At 64.6% G+C, this 21,484-nt stretch carries 17 protein-coding genes; 5 read left to right on the plus strand and 12 right to left on the minus strand.

All coding sequences use genetic code 11. The annotated features are described in order from the left end of the window. The first annotated feature begins 111 nt into the window (after nucleotides 1-111). The gene (locus A9762_RS11440; RefSeq protein WP_069342166.1) at nucleotides 112-1,110 is read left to right on the plus strand and encodes an aldo/keto reductase; all 999 of its coding nucleotides are present in this window, start codon (nucleotides 112-114) and stop codon (nucleotides 1,108-1,110) included. Nucleotides 1,111-1,196: 86 nt separating this feature from the next. On the opposite strand, the gene A9762_RS11445 is transcribed toward A9762_RS11440, so the two are convergent. Next, on the minus strand, nucleotides 1,197-2,195 hold the full coding sequence (locus A9762_RS11445) for a sigma-54-dependent Fis family transcriptional regulator (RefSeq protein ID WP_371442813.1): 999 nt from the start codon (nucleotides 2,193-2,195) through the stop codon (nucleotides 1,197-1,199). 301 nt (nucleotides 2,196-2,496) lie between these two features. On the opposite strand from A9762_RS11445, the gene A9762_RS11450 reads away from it, so the two are divergent. Then, nucleotides 2,497-3,411: a LysR family transcriptional regulator gene (locus A9762_RS11450; RefSeq protein ID WP_069342168.1), complete on the plus strand. Its 915-nt coding sequence runs from the start codon at nucleotides 2,497-2,499 to the stop codon at nucleotides 3,409-3,411. A 57-nt stretch (nucleotides 3,412-3,468) separates the two neighbouring features. Here the strand turns inward: A9762_RS11450 and A9762_RS11455 are convergent, their stop codons facing one another. From A9762_RS11455 to A9762_RS11480, 7 genes are all read right to left on the minus strand, one after another. Then, nucleotides 3,469-4,695: a PLP-dependent aminotransferase family protein gene (locus tag A9762_RS11455; protein ID WP_069342169.1), complete on the minus strand. Its 1,227-nt coding sequence runs from the start codon at nucleotides 4,693-4,695 to the stop codon at nucleotides 3,469-3,471. Nucleotides 4,696-4,844: 149 nt separating this feature from the next. Beyond that, complete coding sequence (locus A9762_RS11460) at nucleotides 4,845-5,336, minus strand: SRPBCC family protein (RefSeq protein ID WP_069342170.1); 492 nt, start codon at nucleotides 5,334-5,336, stop codon at nucleotides 4,845-4,847. A gap of 68 nt (nucleotides 5,337-5,404) precedes the next feature. Continuing rightward, nucleotides 5,405-9,004 (minus strand): amino acid adenylation domain-containing protein, encoded by a 3,600-nt coding sequence (locus A9762_RS11465; RefSeq protein WP_069342171.1) that lies wholly within the window; start codon nucleotides 9,002-9,004, stop codon nucleotides 5,405-5,407. A gap of 10 nt (nucleotides 9,005-9,014) precedes the next feature. Then, on the minus strand, nucleotides 9,015-9,938 hold the full coding sequence (locus A9762_RS11470) for a diiron oxygenase (RefSeq protein WP_069342172.1): 924 nt from the start codon (nucleotides 9,936-9,938) through the stop codon (nucleotides 9,015-9,017). A 150-nt stretch (nucleotides 9,939-10,088) separates the two neighbouring features. Beyond that, nucleotides 10,089-10,874, minus strand: a complete 786-nt coding sequence (locus tag A9762_RS11475) for a DUF3050 domain-containing protein (RefSeq protein ID WP_069342173.1) — start codon at nucleotides 10,872-10,874, stop codon at nucleotides 10,089-10,091. Nucleotides 10,875-11,060: 186 nt separating this feature from the next. Beyond that, nucleotides 11,061-11,216: a hypothetical protein gene (locus A9762_RS28510; protein ID WP_371442815.1), complete on the minus strand. Its 156-nt coding sequence runs from the start codon at nucleotides 11,214-11,216 to the stop codon at nucleotides 11,061-11,063. A 32-nt stretch (nucleotides 11,217-11,248) separates the two neighbouring features. Next, complete coding sequence (locus A9762_RS11480) at nucleotides 11,249-12,013, minus strand: IclR family transcriptional regulator (RefSeq protein WP_069342174.1); 765 nt, start codon at nucleotides 12,011-12,013, stop codon at nucleotides 11,249-11,251. Between the two features lie 260 nt (nucleotides 12,014-12,273). Between A9762_RS11480 and A9762_RS11485 the strand changes: the two genes are divergently transcribed. The 3 genes from A9762_RS11485 to A9762_RS11495 all read left to right on the plus strand — a co-directional run bounded on the left by A9762_RS11485 (nucleotide 12,274) and on the right by A9762_RS11495 (nucleotide 16,861). After that, entirely contained in the window at nucleotides 12,274-13,749 is a 1,476-nt protein-coding gene (locus tag A9762_RS11485) for an aldehyde dehydrogenase family protein (RefSeq protein ID WP_069342175.1), read from the plus strand. Next, nucleotides 13,746-15,377: an AMP-binding protein gene (locus tag A9762_RS11490; RefSeq protein ID WP_240493518.1), complete on the plus strand. Its 1,632-nt coding sequence runs from the start codon at nucleotides 13,746-13,748 to the stop codon at nucleotides 15,375-15,377. The genes A9762_RS11485 and A9762_RS11490 overlap by 4 nt, the downstream gene beginning before the upstream one ends. An 89-nt stretch (nucleotides 15,378-15,466) precedes the next feature. Next, nucleotides 15,467-16,861: an MFS transporter gene (locus A9762_RS11495; protein ID WP_069342176.1), complete on the plus strand. Its 1,395-nt coding sequence runs from the start codon at nucleotides 15,467-15,469 to the stop codon at nucleotides 16,859-16,861. A gap of 81 nt (nucleotides 16,862-16,942) precedes the next feature. Here A9762_RS11495 and A9762_RS11500 read toward each other — a convergent pair whose 3' ends face one another. The 4 genes from A9762_RS11500 to A9762_RS11515 are packed head-to-tail and all read right to left on the minus strand — an operon-like array spanning nucleotide 16,943 to nucleotide 21,440. Further along, entirely contained in the window at nucleotides 16,943-18,604 is a 1,662-nt protein-coding gene (locus A9762_RS11500) for an iron ABC transporter permease (RefSeq protein WP_069342177.1), read from the minus strand. Nucleotides 18,605-18,606: 2 nt separating this feature from the next. After that, nucleotides 18,607-19,545 (minus strand): ABC transporter substrate-binding protein, encoded by a 939-nt coding sequence (locus tag A9762_RS11505; protein WP_240493519.1) that lies wholly within the window; start codon nucleotides 19,543-19,545, stop codon nucleotides 18,607-18,609. A 39-nt stretch (nucleotides 19,546-19,584) separates the two neighbouring features. Beyond that, nucleotides 19,585-20,304 (minus strand): ABC transporter ATP-binding protein, encoded by a 720-nt coding sequence (locus tag A9762_RS11510; RefSeq protein ID WP_069342179.1) that lies wholly within the window; start codon nucleotides 20,302-20,304, stop codon nucleotides 19,585-19,587. Further along, entirely contained in the window at nucleotides 20,304-21,440 is a 1,137-nt protein-coding gene (locus A9762_RS11515) for a porin (protein ID WP_069342180.1), read from the minus strand. The genes A9762_RS11510 and A9762_RS11515 overlap by 1 nt, the downstream gene beginning before the upstream one ends. Nucleotides 21,441-21,484 lie beyond the last annotated feature (44 nt).

Raw genomic sequence — 21,484 nt, forward strand, 5'->3', positions numbered from 1 at the left:
TGGCGAACACCGGAATGGTTCGAAACTTGCATGGTGATGACGACGTACCGGTGTCGCTTGTCTGCCATCTTTGCGACGCCGGACTCACGACCACACCACAGGAGTTTTGCGATGCTGCCAACACGCCGGCTTGGGAATCAGGGACTGGAAGTCCCCGCCATTGGACTCGGTTGCATGGGCATGAGTTATGCCTATGGCCCCTCAGACGATACCGAGTCGGTTCGCGTATTGGAACGGGCATTGGAAATGGGATGCAACTTCTTCGACACCGCGGAGGTGTACGGACCGTTCGAGAACGAACGGCTGCTCGGGCGTGTGCTCAAGGGGCGTCGCGACAAAGCGATCATTGCGACCAAGTTCGGATTCCGCTTCGAGAATGGTGCGGTGACGGGGGCCGATAGTCGTCCCGAGCACATTCGCGAGGTCGTCGATGCGAGCCTCTCACGGCTGGGTACCGATTACATCGATTTGCTCTATCAGCATCGCGTCGATCCCAATGTGCCGATCGAAGACGTGGCGGGCACGGTCGGCGAACTCGTCAAGGCAGGCAAGGTGCGCTACTTCGGATTGTCGGAAGCGGGTGAGCGAACGATTCGCCGCGCGCACGCCGTGCATCCGGTCAGCGCGCTGCAAAGCGAATACTCGCTCTGGCACCGTGATCTGGAAGCGTCGATCCTGCCGTGCCTGCGTGAGCTGGGCGTAGGGCTCGTGCCCTTCGCACCGCTCGGACGCGGCTTTCTTACGGGCACGGCACGCCGCGCAGAGGACTTCCCGGAGGGGGACTCCCGCCGTACGTCCGACCCGCGTTTGCAGGGCGAAAACTTCGACGCGAACGTGAAGCTGGCAAAGACGCTCGCAGGCTATGCGACACAGATCGGTGCAACGCCGGCACAACTGGCGCTCGCGTGGTTGCTCTCACGCAGCGACGACATCGTGCCGATTCCCGGCACCCGTCGGGTGGGGCGTCTGGAGGAAAACCTTGGGGCGGCGAGCCTGCACATCGAGCCCGCCATGACGCGCACGCTCGACGCGCACTTCGGTGCAGGGGCGACTACCGGATCTCGTTACAAAGCGACGGCCATGATGGCGCTGCTGGCCGATCCGGCATAAGGCAGAGGAAGTCAGGAAGGACGCAGCAGGGTAGCAAGACAGCAGTCAGGAAGACGGGCGGCACACATCGCCGCCCGTCGACGGGTTCAGCGTTCCGAGCCGAGCAGGACGTCGCTGCCCATGTCGCGCACGTGAGGAATGTGAAGTTCGCGCAGTTTGCGATAGAGCGACGTGCGGCAGATGCCGAGTTCGCGGGAGGCGGCCGAGATGTTCCAGCGCCGCGACGACAGCACGCGAATGATGATTTCGCGCTCGCCGTTGGCAATGGCCGAGAGCGTGGCGATCGGGGCAATCTGAATATTGCCGGGCAGGCTGGGCAGCGCGGTGACCGGCGCCGCTGCACGCGTGGCCGCAGATGTCGCGCTTTGCACGAGATTCGCCGGCAGATCGTGCACCCGGATCGTGTCGTCGCTTTTGACGGCGCACGCGTACTGAACCGCAGCACGCATTTGACGCAGATTGCCCGGCCACGAGTAGGAGAGCAGCAGCTCACGGGTTTCGTTGTCGAGCGATGCGAAGCCGGCGTTGCCGCGCGACTCCGCGACGATCATCGTATCGAGCAACCAGGCGCGGTCTTGCCGTAGTCGTAGTGGAGGTAGATGCACGATGCCGACGGCGACCCGATAGTAAAGGTCCTCGCGAAACGCGCCCGCCTGAACTCGTGATTCCAGGTTCTGGTGCGTCGCACAAATGAGTTGGAGATCGACGGGCACGGGGGTGGCGGAACCAATGGGCGTGACCTCCCGTTCGGAAAGCACACGCAGCAAACGCGTCTGTTGTGCGAACGGCATGTCGCCGATTTCGTCGAGAAACAGTGTGCCGCCATCGGCCTGCACGACCTTGCCTTTCATGCCGGTATTGAGCGCGCCGGAGAATGCGCCGCGTTGATAGCCAAACAGTTCGCTTTCGATGAGGTTTTCCGGGATCGAGCCGCAATTGACCGACACCATGCTGGCGCGACGGCGGGCGCTGTAGTCATGCAGCGCCCGTGAGAGGTATTCCTTGCCGGTACCGGTTTCTCCAAGAATCAGGATGGGAAGCTGGCGATCGATGAGCAGGCGGGCACGGGCAAGGGTCGCCAGCATCGAGGAGTCGTTACCGCAGAGCCGGTCGAGCGACGGCCTGGACGAAGACTGAAAGTTTGCGTTTGAACGGTCCAGCGGATCGTGGGCGTACATAGCGTCTCTCATTGACTTTATTGGAATTGGCGAGCGCTGCGTTTGGCGGCGCGAGATCGCATCGTGGCGAATGCCGTGGGGGGTGCTCCATAAAGCAAAACCAAGGATAGTTCGATTTTCGAGAGGTCTCCAATACCATATGATGCGATGACTGATACCGGTTCGCTATGAATAGAAACCGATGTTCTTTTAAGGGGGAGAAGGCTCCATGGAACTGAGGCAACTTCGCTATTTCGTAGTACTGGCTGAAACACTTCACTTCGGGCGCGCAGCGAACCTGCTGCATATCTCGCAACCGCCGTTATCGCGTCAGATCGCGATGCTCGAAGAGGAGTTGGGCGTTGTACTGTTTCAACGCACACAGCGCAGCGTCGCGCTCACCGCGGCAGGGCAGCGCTTCTACCGCGATGCCCGTTCTGTGCTCGCCACGCTCGATCAGGCACGCTCGCACGCACGCGCTGCCGAGGTCGGCGATTCCGGCATGCTTTGTGCCGGCTTCATGTTTGCTGTCGCGTGCAGTGTGCTGCCGGTGCTCACGCGCGCGTTTGCTGCGGCATTTCCGCGTATCGAAGTCAAACTCAGGGAAACGATTCCGACGGAACTGGCCGATCAGTTGCGCTGCGGGAAAGTGGACGTCGGCATCATGTATTCCTCCGATGCGACCGACGAGCTGTGCACGGAAACCATCTTTCGCGAGCCGCTGGTGGCGGCGCTACCCGCCGGTCATCGGCTTGCGGCCCGCACCGCGATCTCCATCGGTGAGCTGCGTGACGACGCTTTCATCATCTCGCCGCGAGAGGCGTCGCCGTTCATCCACAACACGATCACCGAGCACTGCCGTCAGGCGGGGTTTTCACCACGCGTGCGGCTCGAGACCAACTTCCAGCAAACGATCGTGAATCTCGTCGGACAGCGGCTGGGCGTGGCGCTCGTGCATAGCTCGATGCGCAGCACGCGCGCGGAGAACGTGCAGTTCGTGCCGTTGCTGCACGCGCCGCACATCGACGTGGCACTTGTGTGGAACGAGAAGAGCAGCAATCCCTGCGTGCCGCGCTTCGTGCAGACGGCGCAAAACCTCGGATTGTTCGAGCCGTCCGACGCCACGCTTCAGGCGTGCGCGTGAGACGCCGTCGTCACGGAGATTGCAGGCGTCGACGACGACGGCGTCCGGCGTGGGGCTTCAGGAGGTCGTGAGACAGGCTTCTGTCGTGCGAAGTCGCGCCTTGATGGCCTGTGCGAGACGTGCGATGCCTGTCTCGATCTGCGAAGGCGTCGCGGTCGTGAACGTGAGGCGCATCGTGTTGGCCTTCGGCGCGACGGCGTGGAACGACGCGCCCGGAATGAACGCGACGCCGCGTGCGAGCGCATCGTCGAACAGACTCGCGCTGTCGATACCGGCCGGCAACGTCACCCAGAGGAACATGCCGCCCGTGGGACGCGTCCAGGACACGCCCTCGGGCATCTGTTCGGCGAGGCATTTGAGCATGAGGACGCATTGCGCGCGGTAGCGCAGGCGAATGGCGTCGAGATGGGTGTCGTATTCGCCATCGGTCAACAGGGCGTGCGCGAGCCGTTGCGTGATGCCAGTGGTATGCAGATCGCTCGCCTGCTTGGCTTGCAGCAGCTTGCCCATCAATTCCTCGGGCGCGACGACGTAACCCACGCGCAAGCCGGGCGCGATGACTTTGGAGAACGAGCCGAGATGCACGACGCCATCCGGCGCCATCGAAAGCAGCGACGGTGGCGTGACACCGCTATAGACCAGCTCGCCGTAAGGGTCGTCTTCGACGAGCAGCAAGCCGTTGCGTGAGGCTTTCGACACCAGCGCGATTCGACGATCGAGCGCGAGAGTGCGCCCCGTCGGGTTCTGGAAATTCGGCTGGGTGTAGAGCAGTCGCGCGTTACGCATCGACGCTTCGTCCATGCGCTCGGGAAGCAGCCCGGCGGCGTCCGCAGGCGCCTCTTCGAAGACGGGCTCGTACTGGGCAAGCGCTTGCACGGCGCCGAGGTACGTGGGCGTCTCGATCAGCACGCGCGAGCCCGGATCGACGAGCACGCGTGCGACGAGATCGAGGGCCTGTTGCGAGCCGGTCGTCACGAGCACTTGCGAAGGACTGACGGCGGCGCCCTGACGCGTGAGCCGTGCGGCAATTGCCTCTCGCAACGGCAGGTAGCCCTCGGACGGCCCGTATTGCAGCGCCCCGACCGCGTCGCGTTGCAGAATGCGCTCGACCGACGCCTGAAGGCGTTCGACCGGCAGCGCATACGGCGAGGGCAGACCGCCCGCGAACGAGATGATGTCGGGCCGCTCGGCGACCTTGAGGAGTTCACGCAGCGCCGACGGCTGCATGCGTTGCGCGCGCGCCGCGAGTTGCCAGCGGCCGGCGGGCGGGAGATGTCTGTCCATGAGGCGGTCCGTGACGAAGCGAAATGAGGAGGGATCGCCCCCGCGGTGCGGCGTTTGGGGGCGAGAAGCGTGAGACGAATGCGCGATGCCTGCGAGGGAGATCGACGAGGAAGATCAACGTTGGCACCCGCGCTGGCACCGCCGAACGATCACTCGTTAAACATCTTGCGCAGGTTGTCCATCGCCATCTTGAGGAAGCCGACGGCGAAGGCGTCGAACGCCGGTTGATCCTTCGGATTGCCCGAACGCGCTTCGCCCACGATGCGATAGGTCGCCGTACAGGCCTTGTCGCCGCGCGGCACGACTTCCATCGACGCCCACATGTTGCCGATGTCGAACGTCGTGTAGATCAGCGTCCAGCTCATCGTCATGGCGTCGTCGTCTCGCGTGTTGAGTTGCTCCACGACCAGATCGCCGCCGGTGAAGTGCTTGTGACGCAGCGAGCGCGGCCCCGTCGCGGTGCCGGTCATTTGAATGTATTCCAGCCCCGTGACGAAACGGTTGTAACCGTCGAAGCGGCCCACGATGTTCCAGACGTCGCGCGCAGAGGCATCGAGGTCCGCAACGCCGGCGTGGACCGTCGTCGTCAGGTTGTGGATCAGCGTATCGGGTTGCAGTTCGGTGCGGACTTTTTTCAGCATGATGAACTCCTCGATAGGAAAAAAAGGGACTGCGCGAATATCAGTGGGTATGACGATTGGCCGGGCGATCAGGCGACGGATGCCGTCTCCGTTTCGCGTTCGGTGCGCCGGGTACCGCTGCCGCCCGGCTCGGGCAGGAATCCGCTGTCGATGAGATAGCGGAAGTGATGGGAGAGCAGGGCGTCATCTTTGCGCGGATACGCGATGCCCAGACGTTGAAGGGTTTGCGCGGTCTCCCGGTGGGCGATGCGCGCCATGTCGCCGATGTCCTCCTGACTGTCGTCGAGATAGAACGCGACCACGTCGAACAGCGCATTGCTCTCGTCGATGGACGTCAACCGGTTGCGCCAGTCGGCAGGCTCCTCCAGTGCGAGCGAGTAACCGCATTGCGCGAGCGCGCCGAGATAGTCCTCCCACGTCAGCGGCTGCGGGTTCTGGAGATGGAACACGCGCAGCTCGCGCTGCGGATCGGTCGTGCAGCGCACCATGGCGCGCGCAAGGAAGTCCACCGGCGTGAAGTCGAAGTCGGTGTCGCCGGCGGGCGCGGCGCCCAGTTGCAGCGAGCCTTTGACGAGCAGCAGAATGCGGTTGCGCGTCGGTTGGCACAGCCCCGTGCCCGCGACACCCGTGATGTTGCCGGGGCGCAGGATCGTGGCGTCGATGCCGCGCTCGGCCGCTTCCCAGACCAGATGCTCGGCCACCCACTTCGTCACGTTGTAGCCGTTGTTCACGAAGGCCGGGGCGTTGCGCGCCGGACCCTGCTCCAGCACGTGACCGTTGGCATCCACGGCGCTCGCGGCGGACAGCGTCGAGACGAAGTGCATCGACTTGTTGCGGAACTCGCAGGCGAGGCGCAGCAGTTCGAGCGTCGCGCCGACGTTCGCGTCGTACAGATACGGATAGTCGTAGACGTGGTTGACGTGCGCGCCGTTGTGATAGATCGCGTCGATGTCGTGGGCGAGCGTGCGCCAGGTCTCCGGCGACAGACCGAGCCGGGGCTGGGTCAGGTCGCCGAGAACGACCTTCAGTCGGGGATGTCCGGCGAGTGATGCCAGCCCGTTGGCCTGGAACGCCTGCGCCAGCCGCGCTTCCCCTTCCTTCTGGCTCGCGGCGCGCACCATGCAATGCACGGTCGCCGAGGTCTGCGCGATCAGCTCGGCGGCGATGAACGTGCCGAGGAAGCCGTTCGCGCCGGTAAGCAGCACCGCGCGTGCGCGATCCGCCACCGGACGCAGTCCGTCGACCGGACGGATGTCGTCGGGCAGCGCCATGTCGTCGAAGACCCGCTGCGGAATCCGTTCGCCCTTGTTCACGTCGTCGTTCGCGAGCAGCGAAGCGAGCGCACCGATGGTGGGGCGTTCCATGAAGCGCGCCAGCGGCGCGTTGCCGCCGAACTCCTTCTTGACGGCAAGCATCAGCCGCGAGACGAGCAACGAGTGGCCGCCGAGGTTGAAGAAGGAGTCGTCGCGGCCGATCTCGAACGGTTCGAGATCGAGCAGACGCGCCCACAGCGCACGCAGGTTCGTCTCGGTCTCGGTGAGCGGCTCCTGCGCTGCGGCGTCGGTCGGCAGCGCACGCTGCACGGACAGATGGGCGAGCGCGCTACGGTCGATCTTGCCGTTGTTGGTCGCGGGCAGTGCGTCGAGCACGACGATCTCGAACGGCACCATGTAGTCCGGCAGACGCGCCAAGAGCAGGTCGCGCAGCGCGTCGCCCGTGGCGCCGGCCGTCAGCGTGCGGGCGACGAAGCCCCGGATGCGCTTGCGGTCGTCGACCACGCAGGCGCATTGGCCGAAGAGACCGGTGGCCAGCGCCGCGGATTCGATCTCGCCGAGTTCGACGCGGAAACCGCGAATCTTGACTTGCGCGTCGCGGCGGCCGACGAAGTGCAGCAGACCGTCGTCGTCCCATTGCACGATGTCGCCCGTGCGATAGAGCTTCTCGTCGCGCGCCGAGGGCCAGGTGCCCATCGGGTCAGCGAAGGGATTCGGCACGAAGCTGCGCTCGGTGAGATCCGGGCGGTGCAGATACCCGTCGGCCACACCGGCGCCGGCCACGCACAGTTCGCCCGGCTCGCCGGACAGCGCGGGTTGTCCCGTCTCCGTGAGCACGTAGCAGCGCACGTTCGCGATGGGACGACCGATCAGGCGGTTGCTGTCACCGGCTTTGAGGCGCGCGATGGTGACGAGCACGGTGCACTCTGCCGGGCCGAAGATGTTGTGGAATTCGCGTCCCTGACTCCAGCGGGCGATCGTGTCGGGGAAGCACACGTCGCCACCGGTGAGCAGGTGACGCAGGGCCGGCCACTGCGCGTCGGGCATGACACCGAGCAAGGCGGGCGGCAAGAAGGCGTGCGTGACGGCTTCGCGTTCGATGAGCGTGCTGAGGTCGTCGAGCGCGTGGCGTTGCGCCTCCGTCGGAATCACCAGCGTCGCGCCCGCGAGGAACGTCGGGAAGATGTCGAGCAGCGAGACGTCGAACGCGACCGTGCAGAACTGCAATGCGCGGGAGCTGGCGTCGAGACCGATGTAGTCGCGATACCAGTGGCAGAAGTGAACGATGTTCCGGTGCGTGAGCATCACGCCCTTGGGCGTGCCCGTCGATCCCGATGTGAAGATCGTGATGGCGCAGCGACTGGCGCGGTCCTCGAAACGCTCCACCGGCCATGCCGTCACGCCGATGGCCACGTTCGCGACATTGAGCGAGCGCAGTCGGATGACCTTGATGTCCAGGCCGTCGAGGATGCTCGTGTCGAAATCGTCGTCGGTGATGAGGCAGGCGGCGCGGCTCTGTTCGAGAATCTGGCGCACGCGCTCGGGCGGGAACGACGGGTCGAGCGGCGCATAGGCCGCACCCGCGCCGATCGCGCCGAGGATCGCCGTGTACAGCAGCCGCGATTTGGGCAAGCGTACGGCGACGACATGCGGCGAACCGTCGTCCGGTGTGGTTTTCGGCAGGAGCGCGGCGAGATCGATCGCAAGCTTCATCGACGCCGCGACGAAGGTCCGGTAATCGACGTCGCCGTGTTCGTCGCGCAATGCGATGGCGGTGGGGGCCGCCAGTGCGCGGCGCGAGACCATTTCCGGCAGCGAAGGCTCCAGCGCGATCGTGCGGGCCGTTTCGTTGCTCGCATGCCAGCCGGTCAGACGGTGCAGATCGAGGGCAATGCTGCCCGGCGGCACTTCGGCGATGGCGCGCGAGGCGAGCGCTTCGGGCGTCAGGATGTCGCGGCCGAGCTGGCTGACGATATCCACGAGCATGGCTTCGGCTTCGGCATCGATTTGCGCGATGAGATCGGCGCCGCAACGCGGATTGCCGAAGTCGCATTCGGTCGTGGCCACATCGATGTCGCCCTTCGCCCCGGGCCATTGCCACGTGAGCGATGCGCGTGACGGCGGGAAGGCGGGCGCGAAGGCGCGGAAGGTGAGCACCTGCCGCGCAGTGCAGGCGATTTCCGGGGTGATGTCGCCACAGTCGATGCGCCACTCGACGGCGAGCGGCGCGGTGCCCGGCGTGGGGACGAACGCCCCCAGTTGCTCGGCCATCTCGGTGAGCGGGCCGCCCGTGTGGCTCAACGGGGTGACGTCGTGCCCCATGTCGTGAAGGGCGGCGAACAGACGCGCCCCGAGGCGGTTGTTGCCCGCAATGGCGAAGGAAATCGCTCTCATGACTCGTTCCTCACAGGTATTGCGCGATGGCTGCGCGCGTGGGCTCATGCTCGAGCAGGCCCGCCATCTTCAAGAACTTGCGGATGTTGACGATCATCGGATGCTGATTCGTGATCGGATACGCCCCGACCATGTCGTTCGCGATCTGCTCGCGCGTGGCGGCAGGCAAATCGAGCGTGTCGATCAGACGCCGGTCGAATTCGAGTTGAAGCTCGTTGGTGAGGTATTCGCGCAGGAAGAACGGCAGTCCTTTGCCGAGTTCGACGCGTGCCGTCTCGTCGATCTCCGACCAGTACAGCTTCACCAGATTGATCCAGAAGACCGAGTGGCGGCCTTCGTCGGCCAGATGGTCGGCCATCACGCCCTTGACCGAGCGCTTGAGCGTGGTGTCGCGCGAGAAGGCGGCGACCTCGGCCGTCACGGTGTTCTCGGAGATGGCGACACCGAGCAACTCCATGCCGGCGGCGTATTGCGGCGGCACGTATTCCATGGCGCGGGGAATCGCACGCGAGAGTTCGATTTCCTTGTTCTGCTCAATGGGGCCGATGCCGGTGCTGCGCTCGACCTGATCGAGGTAATCCATAGCGACGTACGCGTGGTAGTTCTCGTCGATGACCACCGACATGGCATCGCTGCGGCAGGCGAACGGGAACTCGAACGGGAAGCGCGACTTGGCGATGGCGAGCGCCGTGCGGTTGACGATTTCCGTCTCGAAGATGATGACGTCGTTGATGTACTTGTAGAAGCTTTGCAGCAGGATGTAGTCCTGCACCTCGCGACCGGCGTCGATCACGGCGGGATGTGCGTACAGCGGCTGGCGCTCGACCGGGTAGTAGCTCAGATCGTCGTCTTCGACGATGCGGCGCGGGCGCGAACGGATCGTGGCGCGTTGTTCCCATTGGTCAGCGTGGCTGACGTAACTCTGCAATGACATGGCGTTGCCTCGGAAGATGGGGGACGGCAGAGGGCATTCGACTGGCAGTTCCCGGCATGCGCTCGGGAAGACGGGGGCGGGACCGGCGTGCGCTGTGCGCGCAGACACCGGAACTTGGCCACCCGTCGAACCTTTTGCAGCCTTCGAAACTCAGGCAGCGACGGCTTCCTTTTGCGTCGCGACGATGTGCTCGTGCAGCCCGTCCCACAGACGCAGGCGTTCGTCGATGGCACGCAGTCCGGCTTCCAGCGCTTCGACGAGCAGACGTTCGTCGTTATGCGCGGACTCGACGATCATGGCGCGCGCGGCCGGGCCGTGTTCGCCGGAGTCCACTTCGATGTGACGTTCGAGATAGAAGGTCAGCAGCGGCACGCTCTTCGGGTCGATCTGCCAGCCGTCGAGCAGCGTGCGGAACATGTCGGGAATCACGTTCTCGCGGCCATAGAAGAAGTTGCCGAGCACCTGGTGGGTCTTGCCTTCATAGCAGGTGGCGAAGGTCGAATTGACGAATCGAAGCACGGGGGCGGGGGCTTCGACGGCGGCAAGTGCGGCGCTCACGCTATGACCGGCGACCAGCAGGTCGATGAGCTTTTCGATCTGACGCGTATCGGCACCCACATCGCGCATCGCGGCAAGGTACAGATCGAAGTGGCTCATCGGCCCTTGCGGCGTCTCGTCGCATTCCTCGCCGAGCACGATCTCGTTGATCAGGCGCGCGGCGTGGATGTTGCGCGGGGCGATCCACGGCAGCGTGATGGTCGTGAGGTCGGCCTGAAGGCGCTTGACCAGCGACATGAAGTCCCAGACAGCGAAGACGTGCCATTCCATGAACGTCTGCAAGCCTTGCATCGATTCGATGGAGTGAAATACCGGGTGATGTGCAAGCGTCGCGTGATGTTCCTTGATCTGACGTTCGAGATGTTCGATCTTGTCCACGATAGGCATCCTTGTGATAACGAAATTGAAATCAACCTGTGCGAGGGGGAATGCGGCGCGACTTTCACGTCGTCGCCCACAGGGATCAGCAAGTTCGGTGCCAGTGTCTCGAAACACCAGTATCTCGATGATTGGAAGGGATTTTCGAACGATCGCAGCGCGTACGAGGGGATGACACCTGTACAACTAATGGACAGGTGTGCACGCGGGTGTCGCGGTGGCGAAACGGGCGATCAGATACGCCGCCGTGCGTCCCGCCGAGCCGTTGTCTAGCCCGATATAGGCGATACGGCGCGAATGGGACAGATCGGACACGAGCGTGAGGGCCGCTACGGCCGCCACGTCCGCATCGCTATCAACGACCCCATCGCGGCTCAGTTACGGAACGTTCTCGCCGTCTCTTCGGCGGCGAAGCGAAGCTCCGGCTCGAAGGCGAGCAGATCGTCGAGCGTCAGCCTGCCGATGGGCGCCTGCACGGCGATGGCGGCGCACGCGCGATTGCGGTTGAGCAGCACCGGCACGGCAATCGCGATCAATCCCTGCAAGTGTTCCTGATTGTTGATGCCCATCTTGCGACGGCGTGTGTGTTGCAACTCCGTGCGCAGTGCGTCGCGATCGGTAAACGTCTGATCGGAGAAACGGCGTAGCGGCAGCGTGTCGATCAGATGTTCGCGCCGTTCCTTCGGCAAGAAACTCAGCAGCAATTTACCGCTCGCCGAGCAGTGCAGCGGGACATGCGATCCCGGTTGCAAATGCATGCGCAGCGGCCACTCCGTCTCCACACGATCCACGTAAATCACATCGTTGCCTGAGAGCATCGTGAGATTGCACGTCTCGCCGATGCTCGCGACGAGTTGTTGCAGCAGGCCGTGACGCGCGGCGGCCGGCCCGGTCTGCATCAAGACGTTCACGGCGAGCGCCCGCACGCGTGGCGAGCATTCGTAGCGCCGATCGTTGTCGCTTCGGGTGATGAGCCAGGCATCCTTGAGCTGGGTCAGGATGCGATGCACCGTCTGCTTCGGCAGACCGAGTGCGTTCACGAGATCCATCATCGACAGCGGACTGCCTGCGTCTGCCAGGGTTTCGAGCACGCGAAACGCACGCACTGCGGCTGCGTTCGATTGATTCGATGCCGTCATGTCGCCTCCTGAGGTCTAGCTTCGTCCCCTTGTCTCTTTGATGCCTTGCCCGCTTGGCAATCTCGTCGTTGCGTGCGGTGCTGAGCCTGATTGTGCATCGGTTTCATCGCTTTTGCGGACTTCATCGGTCCCGAATTTCGAGGCACCCTGTACACCCTCCGACCGTGTCCGGGTTGACCGGGAATTTGAGACCGGCGCCGCCACCGCGGTTGACTAGATTGGTTACGCGAACCCAATCGAAAAACCACAGGAGGCGTCTCATGAATTCACGGGCTCCCGGCGCGGTCATTGCGTCACAGAACCCTCGGTCGTTCCCCACGGATACGCACACTGGCGCACCCGACGTCGATGCCGTGGTCGGGCACCTGATCGCGCGGGCCAGACTGGCGCAGCGCGATTTCGCGGCGGGCGGGCAATCCGCGCTCGATACGGCAGCCAGCGCGGCGGCGTGGGCCATCATGGCGCCGTCGCGCAACCGGCAACTGGCGGAACTGGCCGTGCGCGACACCGGGCTCGGCAACGTCGACGACAAGATCCAGAAGAACTTCCGCAAGACACTCGGCCTGCTGCGCGATCTGCACGGACGCAAGACGCATGGCGTCATTGCAGAGGACACCCGCAAGGGCATCGTGGAGATAGCGCGGCCGGTAGGCGTCGTGGCGGCGATTACGCCATCGACCAACCCGGCGGCCACGCCGGCGAACAAGATCGTCAACGCGCTCAAGTGCGGCAACGCGGTGATCGTCGCGCCGTCGCCCAAGGGCTACAGCGCCTGCGCGTTGCTGCTGCGGTTCATTCACGCCGAGTTCGAGCGGGCCGGTCTGTCGCGGGATCTCGTGCAGATGCTGCCCGAGCCGATCAGCAAGGCGGCGACGGCATCGCTCATGCGCCAGGCGGATCTGATCGTCGCGACCGGATCGCAGGCGAACGTTCGCATGGCTTATACGAGCGGTACCCCGGCGTTCGGCGTCGGGGCGGGGAACGTGGCATCGATCGTCACGTGGAGTGCCGATCTTGCCGATGCCGCCGACAAGATCGCCCGCTCAAAAACCTTCGATAACGCGACCAGTTGCTCGTCGGAGAACAGCGTGGTGATCGAAGACGGTATCTACGGCGCCATGCTCGATGCGCTGCGTCGCGCGGGCGGCGTGTTGCTCGACGCCAGCCAGAAGCGCGCGCTGGCGCAGGTCATGTGGGTGGACGGCAAACTCTCGGGCCAGTGCACGGCGCAGTCGGCGCAACGCATTGCAGAACTCGCCGGGCTCCACGACGTGGCCGCGCAGCGTCCCACTTTTCTGATGGTCGAAGAGACAGGAACGGGCGCGGATCATCCGTTCTCCGGAGAGAAGCTCTCGCCGGTACTGACCGTCTATCGCGCGAAGGACTTCGACGACGCGACGTCGCTTGTCGCACGCCTCTACGACTACATGGGTGCGGGGCATTCGGTCGGATTGCACGGTGCGGACCCGGCGCAGGCGGTGCATCTGGGCGAAACGCTCCCGGTCGCGCGCGTGATCGTGAATCAGGCGCATTGCTTTGCCACCGGCGGCAATTTCGACAATGGTCTGCCGTTCTCGCTCTCGATGGGATGCGGCACCTGGGGGAAGAACAACTTCACCGAGAACCTCGGCTTTCGGCAGTATCTCAACGTCACGCGCGTGGCTTACCCCATCGCCGCCGAAGTCCCCGACGCCGACGATCTGCTCGCCGACTACTTCGGGAGATTCGGACGATGAACGCGCCCATGAATCCGGTCGCGACCGCCGCCGTCGTTACGGCGCGCGAGCCGATCGCCACGCCCGCCGCCACGTTGCGCGAACTGATCGACATGCAGGCGTCGGCGCACGGCCAGCGACCGTACGTGCTCGCTTTGACCGACGGGGAGGGCGAGGGCACGTCGTTGACGTTCGAGGCATTGCGCGACGATTGCCGTGCGCTCGCAGGTCGCTTTGCCGAAGCGGGGCTGCGCGAAGGCGACATCGTCTCTGTCTGTATGGGCAACGGGCCGCAGACGGCGCGCATCATCCTCGCCGCGATGTACAGCGGTCTGATCGTCAATCCCGTCAATCTGCTGTGCCAGCCGACGCAACTGCAATACATCGTCGAGCACTCGGATACGCGTGTGATCTTCGTCTCCGACGCGATGCTTCCGGCGGTGGTGCAGGCGGTGGAGGCCGCACGAGCGCAGGGCATGACGCGGCCTGTGGCGCTGGTGTGCACGTCGCCGGAGGCGTCCGGCTTGCCGGAGATCCAGGCGTTGGATGTGAGCCGCGCCGCTCCCTCGTTGGCCGGTAGCGACATTGCGTTGCTCATGTACACCTCGGGGACGACCGGCGTGCCGAAGGGCGTGCTGCTTTCGCATCGGAATCTGCTCGCCAATGCGGCCTTCATCAGTGCGGAGCATCGGCTGACGCAGGACGATCGCGTGCTGGCGTCGCTGCCGCTGTATCACATCAACGGTCTCGTGGTGACGCTGCTCACACCGCTGTTTCACGGCGGCTCCGTGGTGATGGCACCCCGCTTCTCCGCCCGTACCTTCTGGCGCGACGTCATGGCCACACGCTGCACGTGGATCAACGTCGTGCCGACCATCGTGGCGTATTTGCTCGACGGCGTGCACGACGGCGACGTGCCGGAGCGCGCCGCACTGGCTGGGCTGCGATTCTGCCGCAGCGCATCGGCGGCGTTGCCCGCCGATCACCATCGTGCGTTCGAGGCGCGGTTCGGCATTGGCATCATCGAGACGATGGGCATGACTGAGACGGCCGCGCCGGTCTTCAGCAACCCGTTCGACGCCACGGCAAGACGCATCGGCAGCATCGGATTGCCGTCGGGGGGCGAAGCGAAAGTCGTCCGGCGCGACGGATCGCAAGCCGAGCCGGGCGAGACCGGAGAGCTGGTGCTACGTGGCGCACAGGTCATGCGCGGGTATTACAAGCGGCCGGAGGAGACCGCCGGCGCGTTCACGGCCGACGGCTGGCTGCGTACCGGCGACCTTGGCTATCGCGACGACGACGGCTTCTTCTACATCACCGGGCGCGCCAAGGAGCTGATCATCAAAGGCGGCGAGAACATCGCCCCGCGCGAGATCGACGAAGCGTTGCTGCGTCACCCCGACGTGCTCGAAGCGGCAGCCGTCGGCGTGCCCGACCCCGCCTACGGGCAGGAGATCGTAGCGTTCGTCGTGCTGCGAGAGGCGGCGCATGCCGACGGCAATACGCCACCCGATGTGCAGGCACTTCGCGAGCACTGTCTGCAAACGCTTGGCCGCTACAAGACCCCCAAGGAGTTTCGTTTCGTGACGGAGTTGCCCCGTGGCCCGTCGGGCAAGGTGCAACGGCTGAAACTGCTGCAACCCTCGTGATTCACGGTGCCAGGGGGGCGATGTCCCCCGTCATGCAGGACACGATCGCACGCGCATGACGTGTGCGACGTAAATACATAGGAGACAACATGGACAAGCGTACCGGTCGCGTGAAGACGCGCCACATCATTCTTGCGGTCATGTGCCTGATGTATTTCATCTCGTACATCGATCGCGTCAACATTGCCGTTGCCGGGCCATTCATCCGACAGGAGATGGGGCTCACGACGGTGCAGCTCGGCCTCGTGTTCTCGGCGTTTGCCTATCCGTATGCCGCCATGCAGATCTTCGGCGGATGGCTCGCGGATCGCTACGGACCAAAGCTGGTGCTCACGGTGCTCTCGCTGATCTGGGGCGCGGCCACGCTTGCCACCGGATTTGCCGGCAGCATCGTGACGCTGGTCGTGCTGCGCTTCGTGCTGGGCATTGGCGAGGGCAGTGCGTTCCCCACGGCCACGCGCGCCTTCACTTACTGGATGCCTGTCGGTGAGCGCGGGTTTGCGCAAGGCATCACCCACAGCTTTGCGCGTCTTGGCGGGGCGATTACGCCGCCGGTCGTGCTCGCCATCGTGGTGGCGTTCGGCTGGCGCGAAGCGTTCATCGTGCTCGGTGTGGTGAGCCTCGCGTGGACCGTGCTGTACATGAAGGTGTTCACCAACACGCCGGAGCAGCACCGTCGCGTGACGCCACAAGAGGCTGCGGAGATCGGCTATCGATCGGGAGATTGCGAGCGGGCCAAGCGGGCGTCGACGCCCTGGCGAAAGCTCATCCGCCGCATGTGGCTCGTGACGTTCGTGGACTTTTGCTACGGCTGGCTGCTGTGGGTCTATCTGACGTGGATGCCGTCGTATCTGCGCGAATCGCAGGGCTTCGATCTCAAGCAACTGGCCTTGTTCACAGCGTTGCCGTTGCTTGCCGGTGTGGTGGGCGACACATTGGGTGGGGTCGTCTCCGACAAGCTTTACAAGATGACAGGCCGGTTGCGTTTCGCGCGGGTGTCGGTGCTTGTCGTCGGCATGGGCGGATCGCTGGCGTTCCTGTTGCCCATGACGATGGTGTCCGACCCGATGGTGGCGGTGCTGCTGCTCTCGTCGTCGTTCTTCTTCCTCGAAATCACCAACCCGGTGCTGTGGACGCTCCCGCTCGACATCGCCGGCAAGTATGCCGGCACGGCGGGCGGCATGATGAACACGGGCTTCGGGCTGGCGGGCATGATCTCGCCTGTGGCATTCGGCTATCTGATCGAGACGAGCGGCAGCTACAACGTGCCGTTCGCGATCTCGGCGGCGCTGCTCGGTGCTGGTGTCATTGCGGCGCTATTCATCGACACCAGCAAGACCGTCGACAAGGATGAGGAAGATGAAGCGGCCGCGCTGTCCGGCGAACGGATGGTGGCGGCTGGCGCGGCTGGTGCGACCACGATGTGGGTCGCGACCGGACCGCAGCGGCACCCGTTGCGGCGGCCGCTGCGCTGGCGCCGGTGATAGGGAGATTGCGTGGGCGACTGTGAGGTATGGACAGGGCAGATGGCAGTTGTGAGACTGCCATCTGCCCGTGCTCACCGATCAGGCGGCGCTCTCGCGCTTGCTGCCCAGCAGCGACGCCAGCATGAGCAGCGTGCCGCTCACCGCCATCGACACCACACCCATGGCCATGCCCTGACCGATGGAGCCCTGCTCGAACTGACGCCAGACGAAGATCGAGACGGTCTGCACGCCGCTCGGCGCCAGCAGCAGCGAGGTCACCAGTTCGCGCGAGGCGATGGCGAACACGATCATCAGCGATGCGCCGAGCGCGGGCATCACTAGCGGCAGCGTGATGCGTCGCAGCGTGACGCCCGCGGGCGCGCCATGCACGCGGGCCGCCGCTTCCAGCGAGGCCGCCATCTGACGCAACGCCGCGCTCGTGTATCGCACCGGATACGGCAGGAGCAGGCAACTGTACGAGAGCAGCAGGATGCCCCACGTGTTGTACGGCGTGACCGGCCAGAACGGCAGGTTCCAGGCGAGGATCAGGCCGACACCGACGACGATACCCGGCAGCGCATGCGGCAGTAGCGAGAGACCGTCGATCAGTACCCGTCCACGCATCGTCGACTTCACGACGCACCATGCACACAGGAATCCGAGTACGCCGGTGACCAGCGATGTGCCCAGTGCCAGCGACAGGCTCGTCGCCAGCGCTTCGAGCCCTTCCGCGCCCTGACCGAGCAACGCCGCGAAGTGCGCCGTCGTCAGATTGGCGATCGACAGACCGCCTGAGAGCGTGCCGGAGAAGGCCGTCGCCAGGATCGAGAACAACGGGGCGGCCGTGGCGAGCAACGCCACACCGCCGAAGCCGAGCATGACGGGGGCGTTCCAGCGACCCAGTTCACGGGGCGGCGATGCGATGGGCTTGCCCGTCTGCGTCTCGAAGTCCTTGCCCGCCGCGAGTCGATGCTGCAAGACGAACGCGAACAGCGCGAGCACGGCGAGCACCACGGACAGGATCGACGCGCCCGGCAGATCGATCGGCCAGTCGGCGAAGCGGCCTTCGATGGACGTGACGAGTACGGAGAACCCGGCACGCGCGCCGAGCGCGGCAGGGGCGCCGAACTCTTCGATGGCCATGGTGAACGCGAGCAGCAGACTGGCCGCGAACGCCGGTAACGCGAGCGGCAACGTCACGCGCATGAACGCACGCCATGCCGAGGCGCCGTGCACGCGTGCGACGTCGGCCAGTCGCGAGCCGGTCGTGGCCAATGCGCGCGAGACGGCGAAGTAGACGACGGGGAAGATGTTGAGCGTCATCACGAAGACGAGGCCCGGTAGCGAGAACAGGAACTGTCCGGCGTCGAGTCCGGTGAGTTGCTGGGCATAGCCGCCCGTTTGCAACAGCAGCATCCAGCCCAGTGCCGCGAGGTATGGCGGCACCAGAAACGGCAGCAGGAAGCACAGATCCCAGAGCCGTGCGCCCGGTACATGGAACAGACCGCGAACCGCACCGAGCGCGCCGCCGACCAGCGCCGTGCCGAGCGCCACCGACAGGCCCAGACGCAGCGTGTTGGTGACGAGCGGCAACGTGTCGCCATGCGACAGCGTTGGCCAGACAGCGGAAAAGGGCGCGCGCAGCGAGCCCTGTGCGAGGTACGGGAAGACTGCCTGTAACAGAACGAACGCGACCGGCAACGCCACCACGACGGCGAGCGCTGCAACGGTCGCCGTGGGAAGAAGTCGGAGCGATTTCACCGTTAGTGCTGGCCGTTGAGTTTTGCGAAACGTGCCAGCACTTCGGCGCGCGATGCGCTCGACGATTGCGCGTCGCCTTGCGGCAGCAGACGCAGATCCTTGAACGAGGCGCGTTTGATGGCGATGTCTTCGCGCGCCGGAATCAGCCACGCTTCGGCGACCATCTGCTGGCCTTCTTCGGAGAGCACGTAATCGATGAACTGACGCGCTTCGTTCTGCTGCTTCGACGTGTTCAGAATCATCATCGGACGCGGGGCGATGACCGTGCCGCTCGTCGGGAAGAGCACTTTCACGGCTTCACCGTTGGCCGCTGCCGCGTACGCGACGTAGTCGACCGCGCCGAACACGGCCGCCTTCGCGCCTTGCAGCACCGGGTTGAGCGCTTGCGCGTTCGGACCCGAGACGACCATGCCGTTTTGCTTGAGGTCGTCGAAGAGTTTCCAGGCTTCGTTGCCCAGACGCGCTTGCAGACCCAGCAACAGGTCGGCCGATGCGCCCGAGAGGGCCGGGTCCGGCATTGTCACGAGATTGCGATAAGCGGGCTTGGTGAGGTCGCGCCAGTCGTGCGGTTCCGGCGTGCCCGACTTGGCGTTCCACACGATGCCGAGCGCGGAGAGACCTTGCGCGACGTAGTGCGTTGTCTTGAACGGGGCCGGCACGCGCGAAGCGTTGGCGCTCTGGAACGGGGCGAGCCAGCCGCGCTTTTCCAGATCCTGTGCGGTATCCCACGAGGCCGAGATGAGCACGTCGGCACGCGGGTTGGCCTGTTCGGCTTCGATGCGGGCCATCACCTTGCCGGTCGTGGCCTGAAAGACATCGACTTTGATGCCGGTCTTCTTCTCGAAACCCGAAGCGAGTTTCTTGCTGAGGTTGCCGGGGCCGGCGGTATAGACGGTCAGCGCATGCGCATGTTGCGCGCCGACGCTTGCAGCAAAGGCCATGGTGAGTGTCGCGATAATTTTGCGGTGGAGCATTATGGGCTACCTCGTAATACGTTTGTCAACGCGCCCGTGGGCGAGGATCACGATCTGGTCGGCCAGCGCCTCGGCTTCTTCGCGGTCATGGGTCACATAGACAGCGGTGGTGCCCAGACGCGAGAGCAGCGCGCCGATATCGGCGCACAAACGCGTGCGCAGATCGCGGTCGAGGTTGGATAGCGGTTCGTCGAACAGCAGCAGACGGGGCGCCGAGACGATGGCGCGCGCGAGGGCGACGCGTTGCTGCTGGCCGCCGGAGAGCGCTTGCGGACGACGGTTGCCGAGACCTGCGAGGCCCACGAGCGAGAGCGCGTCTTCGACACGCTCGGCGCGCTCAGCGCGTTTCACGCCGCGCATCTCCAGCGGGAACGCCACGTTGGCGGCCACGCTCATGTGCGGCCACAGGGCGTAGTCCTGAAAGACCATGCCGAGCGAGCGCAATTCGGGGGCGTGGCACACGTTGGCGCTGGCAACCACCGTATCGTCGAAATGGATTTCGCCCCCGGTGGGGGCGAGCAGGCCGGCGAGCAGCTTGAGCAGGGTGCTCTTGCCGCATCCCGAGGGGCCGAGCAGGGCGGTCGTGGTGCCGGCCGGGACATCGATGTCGATGCCGTCGAGCACGCGCGCCGCACCGAAAGTCTGGTGCAGCGCGCGCAGCGACACGGACACGCCCGCGCGCGACGGCGTCGTGCCGTCTTGCGAAGGGCGGGTGTCGCTCGTCATCAGAACGTGTGCTTGATACCGGCCATCGTACCGAACTGGTTCTTGCCGGCGACCACATTGGTGCCGAAACCGTTCAGACCGAGATCGGAGCCGTTGCGGTTCACGACGTAGCCCAGGTTGAGGTAGACGTCGGTACGCTTGGAGAAGCTGTAGTCGGCGCTGACCTGGAACGACAGCGGATCACGGTTCGTGCCGTAGAAGTCCTGATACATGGCGGTGGCCGAGAGGTCGACCGCGGGCGTGGCGTGCCACGTCGAGCCGATCCAGTAGTAGCTCGACGCTTCCACCGGGCTCTTGTTCAGGGCCGAGAGGTGGATGGCCTTGGCGTTCAGGTAACGGTACCCGACGTACAGATCGACGCTTTGCAGCGAGTACTGCACGGCGGCGGCGATACGGCGGTCCATGTTGCCTTCGTACCCGCCGACCTTTGCGGTCATGGCGGCGTTCGGCAGCGTCGATCCACCGTTCTTTTGGTCGTAGGCGATCACGAACGACAGCGGGCCGTTGGCGTAGCGGATACCGGCATCGACGACCTGCGCGCGACGGTTGTCGCCCGGCGTGGTGCTGGCGGCGCCGAAGCTCACGTCGTCGTAGCCCTTCGAGTACTGGATCATGCCTTTGAAGTCACCGAACTTACCGGTGTAGCGCAGGCTGTTGTCCAGACGGTCGGAGAACGCCGTGTCTTGCATCTTGATGGCGTAGACGGCGTTGTTGAGCGGGTTGAACTTGGAAACCCAATCGAGGAACACACCGCCCTGACGGCCGATCGAGAAGGCGCCGACGGACTTGTTCGACAGGCCGACGTAGGCCAGACGTCCGAACTCGCGCCCGCCCTGAAGCGATTGACCGCTGGCGAGGTTAAAGCCGTTTTCGAGCAGGAAGAACGCTTTGTTGCCGCCACCGAGGTCTTCGGTGCCTTTGATACCCCAGCGCGAACCGGCGAGGTTGCCCGAGGTAATACGGGAGAGGCTGACGGTATTGCCGGCGGCGTTCTTGTCGGCGTTGGTAAGGAATTCGACACCCGAGTCGATCAGCCCGTAGAGCTGAACGTGAGACTGGGCCAGAGCGGGCATGGGCAGGCAGCTGGCGAACGCCAGACAGCCCCCGGCCGCCGCGATGCGGAGGTTGGGTTTCATGACAAGGTCCTCTTTGGGATTAAATTGAGCCGCCAATGTAAGCG

The organism is Pandoraea sp. ISTKB (assembly GCF_001721285.1).
GTDB lineage: Bacteria > Pseudomonadota > Gammaproteobacteria > Burkholderiales > Burkholderiaceae > Pandoraea > Pandoraea capi.